Below are 7,729 nucleotides of genomic sequence, written 5' to 3' on the forward strand. Positions count from 1 at the left end.
GGGTGAGCGGGCGGGGGTCGGCGGCGGGGCCGGAGGAGCAGGCGGAGGCGAGCGCGGCGCCGGCGAGGGCCAGGACCAGGGCTAGAGGGCCGGCGCGGAGGGCTGAACGTGGAGTCATTTTATCCTTTTGTCGTATTAGTTCTCTGAGCCCGCATCCTCCCAGTACGGAACCGGGTGTCACGCCGCCGCGCCGTACGCTCCTCCGGCCGGCGGACAGCCGGCGGACGACCGGCGGACAATGGGCGCATGCACGACCCCCTCGCCGCCCTCCTCACCCCCGAGGGCCAGGCCCTCCTCGCCGAGCTGCGCGACCACTCCCCCGCCGACGAACTGGCCCTCGCCACCCGGCTCCGCCGCGACCACCCCGCCGCGCTGGTCTCCGCCGCGCTCGGGCAGGCCCGGCTGCGGCAGCGGGCGGCGGCGAAGTTCGGGGCGGACGCGGCGCGCATGTACTTCACCCCCGACGGCGTCGAGCAGGCGACCCGTGCGGCGGTGGCGGCGCACCGCGCGGCCCGCTTCGCGGCGCTGGGCGTGACCCGGGTGGCCGACCTGTGCTGCGGCATCGGCGGCGACGCGGTGGCGCTGGCGCGGGCGGGGATCGCCGTGCTCGCCGTCGACCGGGACCCGGCGGCGGTCGCCGCCGCACGGGCCAACGCGGCGGCGCTGGGGGTGGCGGAGCTGGTCGACGTGCGGTGCGCGGAGGTGGGGGACGCGGACATCTCGGGGTACGACGCGGTGTTCATCGATCCGGCTCGCCGGATCGGAGGGGGTGCTCCGGGCGGGCGCGGGCGGGTCTTCGACCCCGAGGCGTACTCCCCGCCGCTCTCCTGGGCCGTCGAGGTCGCCGGCCGCGTCTCGCACGCCGCGCTGAAGGTCGCCCCCGGCATTCCGCACGAGGCCGTCCCCGACGCCGCCGAGGCGGAGTGGGTCTCCGACGCCGGTGACGTCAAGGAGGCCGTGCTCTGGTTCGGCGCTGCTCCCGACGCCGTCTCCCCCGGTGTCCGGCGCGCGACCCTGCTGCCCGCCGGCGCCACCCTCACCGGCCGCGGCCTGCCCGACCCGGCGCCGGGCCCCGTCGGCCGCTACCTGTACGAGCCCGACGGCGCCGTCATCCGCGCCCACCTCGTCGCCGAGGTGGCGGAGCAGGTCGGCGGGCGGCTGCTCGACGCCACCATCGCGTACGTGACGGCCGACGGCCGCACGGAGACCCCGTTCGCCACCGCGTACGAGATCACCGACGTGCTCCCGTTCCACGTCAAGAAGCTCCGCGCGCTGCTGCGCGAACGCGGCGTCGGCAGCGTCACGGTCAAGAAGCGCGGCTCGGCCGTCGAGCCCGAGGAGCTGCGGCGCAGGCTGAAGCTCACCGGCCCCACCACGGTGTCCTGCACCATCTTCCTGACTCGCGTCGCCGGCGCCCCTACGGTGCTGCTGGCCCGTCCGGCCGGTCCGGACCCAGCGACGTGAACCGCCAGCGGTGCGCCGGCCGCGCCAGCAGCCCGCCGTCCGCGGGGGCCGGCAGCTCGGGCAGCTCCGCGTCGTAGGGCGCGTCCCACCACGTGATGACGAGCACCCGCTCGCCCGGCGCGGTGAACGTCTCACGGCGCAGCGGCGCCCCGGCGGCGGCGCCCGCGCCGTCGAGGCGCTGCGCGCGGGCCCAGGCCAGCAGCTCGCCGGCCCGGCCGGGCGCCGCCTTGGCCTCCCACATCAGCGCGACGGTCATGAGTACAGGTTGTCCTTCGCCAGCTCGTGCACGTGCTCGTGCCCGTGCGTGTGGTCGTGCCCGTGGTCCCCCGGCACGTGCGTTTCCGTCACCGGCAGCGACGAGTCCGCCGACAGCTCCCAGTCCGACGCCGCCCGCCCCCGCGCCACCATCTCCGCGCCCAGCGCCGCGACCATCGCGCCGTTGTCCGTGCACAGCTTCATCCGCGGCACCCGCAGCACGATCCCCGCGTCCTCGCAGCGCCGCTCCGCCATCGCCCGCAGCCGCGAGTTCGCGGCCACGCCGCCGCCGATCATCAGGTGCCCGACGCCGTTGTCCCGGCAGGCCCGTACCGCCTTCCGCGTCAGCACGTCCGCGACGGACTCCTGGAACGACGCCGCCACGTCCGCCACCGGCACCTCCTCCCCCGCCGCGCGCCTGGCCTCCACCCAGCGGGCGACGGACGTCTTCAGCCCGGAGAAGGAGAAGTCGTACAGCGGGTCGCGCGGCCCCGTCAGGCCGCGCGGGAAGCGGATCGCGGCCGGGTCGCCGGCGCGGGCGGCCTCGTCGATGTACGGGCCGCCGGGGAAGCCGAGCCCGAGCACCCGGGCGACCTTGTCGAACGCCTCGCCCGCCGCGTCGTCGATGGTCGCGCCGAGCGGGCGCACGTCGGCGGTGATGTCGGCGGAGACCAGCAGCGAGGAGTGGCCGCCGGAGACCAGCAGGGCCGTCGTCGGCTCCGGCAGCGCGCCGTGTTCGAGCTGGTCGACGGCGATGTGCGAGGCGAGGTGGTTGACGCCGTAGAGCGGCTTGCCGAGGGCGTACGCGTACGCCTTGGCCGCCGCCACCCCGACCAGCAGCGCCCCCGAGAGCCCCGGGCCCGCCGTCACCGCGACCGCGTCGAGGTCGCGGGCCGCGACCCCGGCGTCGCGCAGCGCCCGCTCGATGGTCGGCACCATCGCCTCCAGGTGCGCCCGGCTCGCCACCTCGGGCACCACGCCGCCGAAGCGGGCGTGCGCGTCGACGCTGGACGCGACGGCGTCGGCGAGCAGCGTGTGCCCGCGGACGATCCCGACGCCGGTTTCGTCGCAGGACGTCTCGATGCCGAGCACCAGGGGTTCGTCAGCCATGGGGGCTTTCACTCTTTCTCGGTACGGCGCATGACGAGCGCGTCGACGTTTCCGGGCTGGTAGTAGCCGCGCCGGACCCCGATCACGGCGAAGCCGTGGCGCTCGTAGAGGCGCTGGGCGCGGCCGTTGTCGACGCGCACCTCCAGCAGCACCTCGCGGCAGCCGAAGCGGCGGGCGGCGGCGAGCAGCGCCTGGAGCAGGCGGGGGCCGAGGCCGGTGCCCCAGTGGTCGCGGGCGGCGGCGATGGTCTGGACGTCGCCGGTGCCGTCGAGGGCGGCGAGGCCGCCGTAGCCGACGACGTGGCCGTCGGCGTCCTCGGCGACGACGTAGGCGCGGGTGGCGCCGGGGCCGCGGGCGTGGGCCAGCTCGGACCAGAACATGGCCGGGGACCAGGCGTCTTCGGGGAAGGTGTCCCGTTCGAGGGCGAGCACGGGGTCGATGTCCCACCACCGCATCTCGCGCAGGGAGACGGCGGTCATGGGCGGGGGACGCTCTCGTGCGAGGCGACGTGCGGGGTGGCGTGCGGGCGCCTGTACGCGACCTGGTACGGGTTCCGGTACGGGATCGTGCGCGCGGTCATCGCGGGGTGACCGCCTTGTACGCGGCCGGTACCTGCGCGTCCGGCCGGCGCAGGTACAGCGGGCGGGGCGGCAGCAGCTCCGCGCCCGCCGCGCGCAGCTCGGTGGGCAGCCCGGCGAGGGCGGCGGCGCGCCGGTGCGCCGGCGGGCGGGCGCCGGGGAAGACGTCGGGGTACAGCTCCGCGCCCGCCCCGGCGGCGGGCAGCCCGGCGACCTGCGCGGCGAGGGCGGCGGGCCGGTCGACGGCCGGCTCGGTGACGCGGGTGCGGGCGTTCGCGTAGCGCGCCCAGTACACCTCCTTGCGGCGGGCGTCGGTGGCCACGACGAACGGGCCGTCGATGCCGCCGGTGCCGTCGCCGCCGAGGCCGCCGCGCCCGGCGGCGTAGGCGATGCCGTCCAGCGTGCAGACCCCGTACACGGGGATGCCGAGCGTCATGCCGAAGACCTCGGCGGTCACCAGCCCCACCCGCAGCCCGGTGTACGGACCGGGCCCGACGCCGACGACGACGCCGGTCAGCTCCCCGAGTTCCCGCCCGGCCCCGGCGAGCACGCGCTCGACGGCGGGCAGCAGCAGCTCGCCGTGGCGCCGCGCGTCGACCTCATGGGACTCGGCGAGCGCGGGCGACGCGGGGTCGCCGTCGTGGAGCGCGACGGCGACGGCGGGGGTGGCGGTATCCATGGCGAGCAGCACGCCTTCAGGGTAGTCGCGCGGGCGGGGTGCCCGGAGCGCGTCCGCCGGGCCGGTGACGTGAGGCCGCGACCGCCCCGGGGAGCGCGGGCGCGGGTGCTACCGTCGGGCGGAGCAGACGGGGGCGGACAGGGCAGACCGCGGCAGAGCGGCCGTACGGCCGCCGTACCGGAAGGGGCGTACCGCGTGGCAGGCAGCGGGAAATTCGTGGCCGGGCTGACCGCCGCCGCCCTGGGCGTGGTCGCCTTCCTCGCCTACCAGGCCAACGCCAACGCCCCGGACTCCCTGGCCCGCGAGCGCCCGGGCGTCGCCAGCCCGGAGCCGTCCAAGGCCAAGGAGAAGGAGCTTGCGCTGCCCGCGCGCTCGGGCTCTGGGCTGCGGGTGGTGTACGCGCTGGAGAACCGGCGCGTGTGGCTCGTCGGCGAGGACGACTCGGTGCTGCGGACGTACAAGGTGACGCCGAGCAGCGTCGACCCCCCGCCCGGCAGGTACGCCGTGACCTCGCGGGCGAAGCAGGTCACCGGCTCGGACGGGGTGCCGGTGGAGCACGTGGTGATATTCACGGAGTCCGAGGGCACCGTCGTCGGGTTCAGCGCCGCGCTCGACGGCTCGCGGCCCGACCCGGACGCGAAGGAGAAGACGGGCGGTGTGCGCTCGTCGCGGGCGGACGGCAAGGCGCTGTGGCGCTTTGCGACCGTGGGCGTCGAGGTCCGGGTCGTGAAGTAGCGGGGGCCCGCCGCCGGGCCCCCGCCCACGTCCGACCGCTGCGCGTCGCCGTGTCCGTGTGTCGCTGTGCCGTACGTCCCTACAGCCCGGCGGCCTCGGCGACCAGGTCGACCTGCGCCAGGTCCGGGTTGCAGGGGAACAGCACCAGTTCGTCGCAGCCCGCGTCCGCGAAGGCGGCCCGCGCGGCGGCGACCGCCTTCGGCGACGTCAGCGCGCTCCCGGCGATCTGCTCGGCGAAGTCGCCGAGGAACCCGTAGTAGTCGAGGAGGTAGCGGCGGGCGTGCTCCTCCGCGTCGTCGCCGAGGCTCACGTACGCCAGCGCCGCCACCCGCGGCTCGCCCTCCCGGCCCGCCTCGCGCCACGCCGCCTTGGCCTTCTCGGCGCCCGCGGCCAACTGCTCGGGCCGGCCACCGCCGAGGATCCAGCCGGCGCCGTACTCCGCGAGCCGCCGGAAGGCGGCGGGCGCCTCGCCGCCGAAGAGGATCGGCGGCCCGCCGGCCTGCACCGGCGCCGGGCCCACGGGGTGGGCGCGGCCGCGGGTCTCCTGGTTCCAGACGGCGCGCATCTCGGCGAGCTGCTCGTCGAAGATCCGGCCGCGCTCGGTGAACGGCACGTCCGCCACCTCGTAGTCGTCCTGCCGCCCGCCGACCGCGGCGCCGACGGTGAGCCGGCCGCCGGAGAGCACGTCGACGGAGGCCAGCTGCTTGGCGAGCAGCGCGCCGTTGCCGCGGTACGGGGCGATGAGGATGGTCGTCGTCAGGCCGATCCGCTCGGTGACGGCGGCCGCGGCGGCGAGGGTGGGGATCGTTTCGAGGTTGCCGTAGACGACGCGGTCGATGGTGCCCAGGGTCGAGAACCCGGCCCGCTCGGCCGCGATGGCCCACTCGGGGATCAGCTTGCCGGGGATGCCGGTGATGGTGGAGGGAAGTCCGATGCCGATGTCCATGCCGGGCAGCCTAGAGGCCCCCGGAGCGGGACGGGACGGGGCGGGGCGCGGGGGCTGCCGCTATGCGGCGTGCTGCTCCGGCGCGGGAGTCTGGTCGCCGGCGGCCCGGGCCCGGTCGGCCGCCTGGGCCCGCTCGGCCGCGGCGGGCCCGGGGGCGCGCTCGCCGGCATGCTCGCCGACGTGCTCGTCCGCGGCGGGCGGCGTCGAGACCGCCGCGCCGGCCGCGCCGGCCGCGAGCAGCTCGGCCACGCCCACGGCGGGGCGCTGCTCGTGTTCCTCAGGTGCCATACGCCCATGGGACCACGCCCGCCGACCCGGGGCAACGATTTGCCGACAGCGCGTCGGCACCTTTGTCGGAACGTACAGCACTGCTGTTCAGGCGCGGGCGAGCGCGGCCAGCGCGCCGTGCGCCCAGCGCTCGCCGACGCCGGTGAGGGTGACGTGCCGTACGTCGGGCTCGTCGGCCGCTTCGGCTCCTTCGGCCCCGTCGGGCCCTTCGGCCGCACCGGCCGCGCCGGTCCTGCGCTCGATGACGACGTGCAGCCGGTCCTCTGCCAGTTCCTCGACCTTGCCCTCGCCCCACTCCACCACCACGACCGACTCCGGCAGCGACACGTCCAGGTCGAGGTCCTCCATCTCCTCAAGACCGCCGCCCAGCCGGTAGGCGTCGACGTGGACCAGCGGCGGCCCGCCCGAGACCGACGGGTGCACGCGCGCGATGACGAACGTCGGCGACGTCACCGCCCCCCGCACCCCGAGCCCGGCGCCCAGCCCGCGCGCGAGCGTCGTCTTGCCCGCGCCCAGCGCCCCGGTGAGCAGCACGAGGTCGCCCGCGCGCAGCACGGCGGCCAGCCGGCGGCCCAGGTCCTGCATCTGCTCCGGCGTCTCGACGGTCAGCTGGACGGTGGTGGTGGTCGCGGCGGCGCTCATGGCACTGGATGTTAGAGGGTCCGGCGGGACGTGCCGTGCGTGCGCCGTACGGACCGCGCCCCCGCCTGCGCCGCGCCCGGCGCGCCCACGCGCGCGAGCAGCGCGGACAGCGCGTCGTTCACCCGGTCGGGGCGCTCCAGCATGGCGAGGTGCCCGGCGTCCGCGACGACCTCGTACGGGGCCTCGGGCAGCCGCTCGGCGATCGTCGCGCTGTGCGCCGGGGGCGTCACCATGTCGCGGTCGCCGACGAGGACGAGCCCGGGGCGGTCGCGGAAGAGCGTCAGCGACTCGGTCTTCTCGTGCCCGGCGAACGCCGGGTAGAACTCGGCGACCACGTCTATCGGCGTGCTCTCCAGCAGCCGTTCGGCGAAGCGCGCGACGGCCGGGTCGACGCTCTCGGCGCCGAACGAGTAGTGCTTGATGATCCCGGCGAAGAGGTCGGCGGTCGCCTGCCGGCCGCGCTCGGCCAGCTCCGCCCGGCTCCCCAGCGCCCTGAGGAAACCGGGCACGAAGTGCCGCACGGCCCAGGCGCCGGCCGCCGGCAGCCCGAACGTCAGCCGGCCGAGGTCGCCCGCGGAGGTGCCGAGGAACGCGGCGCCGGCCACCCGGTCACGTACGAGGTCGGGGAACTGGTCGGCGAAGGCCATGACCGTCATGCCGCCCATCGAGTGCCCGACGAGCAGCAGGGGCCCCTCGGGGGCGGCGGCGTCGACGACGGCCTTGAGGTCGCGGCCGAGCTGCTCGATGGTGATCGGCTCGTCGCCGGCGAGCTGGGCGGCGCCGCGGGCGGAGCGGCCGTGGCTGCGCTGGTCCCAGTAGACGGTGCGGACGCGGCCGCGGAGGGCGGCGCGCTGGAAGTGCCAGACGTCCTGGGCGAGGCAGTAGCCGTGGCTGAAGACGACGGTGAGGGGGGGGGGGCCGCGGCGGCCGCGGAAGCGGCGGCGCCGGCGGCGGGGGCGGGGGGGGGGGGGGGGGAGGGGGGGGGGGGGGGGGGGGGGGGGGGGGGGGGGGGGGGGGGGGGGGGGGGGGGGG

The 7,729-nt window shown here is 76.9% G+C and carries 10 protein-coding genes; 2 read left to right on the forward strand and 8 right to left on the reverse strand.

What is annotated here, in order from left to right:
- The first annotated feature begins 246 nt into the window (after window positions 1–246).
- Window positions 247–1,464 (forward strand): class I SAM-dependent methyltransferase, encoded by a 1,218-nt coding sequence (locus ABD317_RS30580; RefSeq protein WP_344294081.1) that lies wholly within the window; start codon window positions 247–249, stop codon window positions 1,462–1,464.
- On the opposite strand, the gene ABD317_RS30585 is transcribed toward ABD317_RS30580, so the two are convergent.
- From ABD317_RS30585 to tsaB, 4 genes are all read right to left on the reverse strand, one after another.
- Window positions 1,418–1,720: a hypothetical protein gene (locus ABD317_RS30585; protein WP_344294083.1), complete on the reverse strand. Its 303-nt coding sequence runs from the start codon at window positions 1,718–1,720 to the stop codon at window positions 1,418–1,420. The two genes, ABD317_RS30580 and ABD317_RS30585, sit on opposite strands and share 47 nt — an antisense overlap.
- Window positions 1,717–2,829, reverse strand: coding sequence for a tRNA (adenosine(37)-N6)-threonylcarbamoyltransferase complex transferase subunit TsaD (gene tsaD / locus ABD317_RS30590; RefSeq protein ID WP_344294085.1), 1,113 nt, complete (start codon window positions 2,827–2,829; stop codon window positions 1,717–1,719). The genes ABD317_RS30585 and tsaD overlap by 4 nt, the downstream gene beginning before the upstream one ends.
- Before the next feature lie 8 nt (window positions 2,830–2,837).
- Window positions 2,838–3,308 (reverse strand): ribosomal protein S18-alanine N-acetyltransferase, encoded by a 471-nt coding sequence (rimI, locus tag ABD317_RS30595; protein ID WP_344294087.1) that lies wholly within the window; start codon window positions 3,306–3,308, stop codon window positions 2,838–2,840.
- Between the two features lie 97 nt (window positions 3,309–3,405).
- Window positions 3,406–4,086, reverse strand: a complete 681-nt coding sequence (gene tsaB / locus ABD317_RS30600; RefSeq protein ID WP_344294097.1) for a tRNA (adenosine(37)-N6)-threonylcarbamoyltransferase complex dimerization subunit type 1 TsaB — start codon at window positions 4,084–4,086, stop codon at window positions 3,406–3,408.
- Window positions 4,087–4,302: 216 nt separating this feature from the next.
- Here tsaB and ABD317_RS30605 point away from each other — a divergent pair, with 216 nt between their 5' ends.
- Window positions 4,303–4,821 carry a hypothetical protein gene (locus ABD317_RS30605; protein WP_344294099.1) on the forward strand — a complete coding sequence of 173 codons (519 nt, stop codon included), beginning with the start codon at window positions 4,303–4,305 and terminating at the stop codon, window positions 4,819–4,821.
- Between the two features lie 79 nt (window positions 4,822–4,900).
- On the opposite strand, the gene ABD317_RS30610 is transcribed toward ABD317_RS30605, so the two are convergent.
- The 4 genes from ABD317_RS30610 to ABD317_RS30625 form a co-directional block, all read right to left on the reverse strand.
- Window positions 4,901–5,767 (reverse strand): LLM class flavin-dependent oxidoreductase, encoded by an 867-nt coding sequence (locus ABD317_RS30610; RefSeq protein WP_344294089.1) that lies wholly within the window; start codon window positions 5,765–5,767, stop codon window positions 4,901–4,903.
- A 60-nt stretch (window positions 5,768–5,827) separates the two neighbouring features.
- Window positions 5,828–6,055 (reverse strand): hypothetical protein, encoded by a 228-nt coding sequence (locus tag ABD317_RS30615; protein WP_344294091.1) that lies wholly within the window; start codon window positions 6,053–6,055, stop codon window positions 5,828–5,830.
- Between the two features lie 87 nt (window positions 6,056–6,142).
- The gene (tsaE, locus tag ABD317_RS30620) at window positions 6,143–6,697 is read right to left on the reverse strand and encodes a tRNA (adenosine(37)-N6)-threonylcarbamoyltransferase complex ATPase subunit type 1 TsaE (protein WP_344294093.1); all 555 of its coding nucleotides are present in this window, start codon (window positions 6,695–6,697) and stop codon (window positions 6,143–6,145) included.
- Window positions 6,698–6,708: 11 nt separating this feature from the next.
- Window positions 6,709–7,729, reverse strand: a 1,021-nt coding sequence (locus tag ABD317_RS30625) for an alpha/beta fold hydrolase (RefSeq protein WP_344294095.1), incomplete at its 5' end; no start/stop codon positions are given.

Origin of the sequence: Streptomyces synnematoformans, assembly GCF_039531005.1 — a bacterium.
GTDB lineage: Bacteria > Actinomycetota > Actinomycetes > Streptomycetales > Streptomycetaceae > Streptomyces > Streptomyces synnematoformans.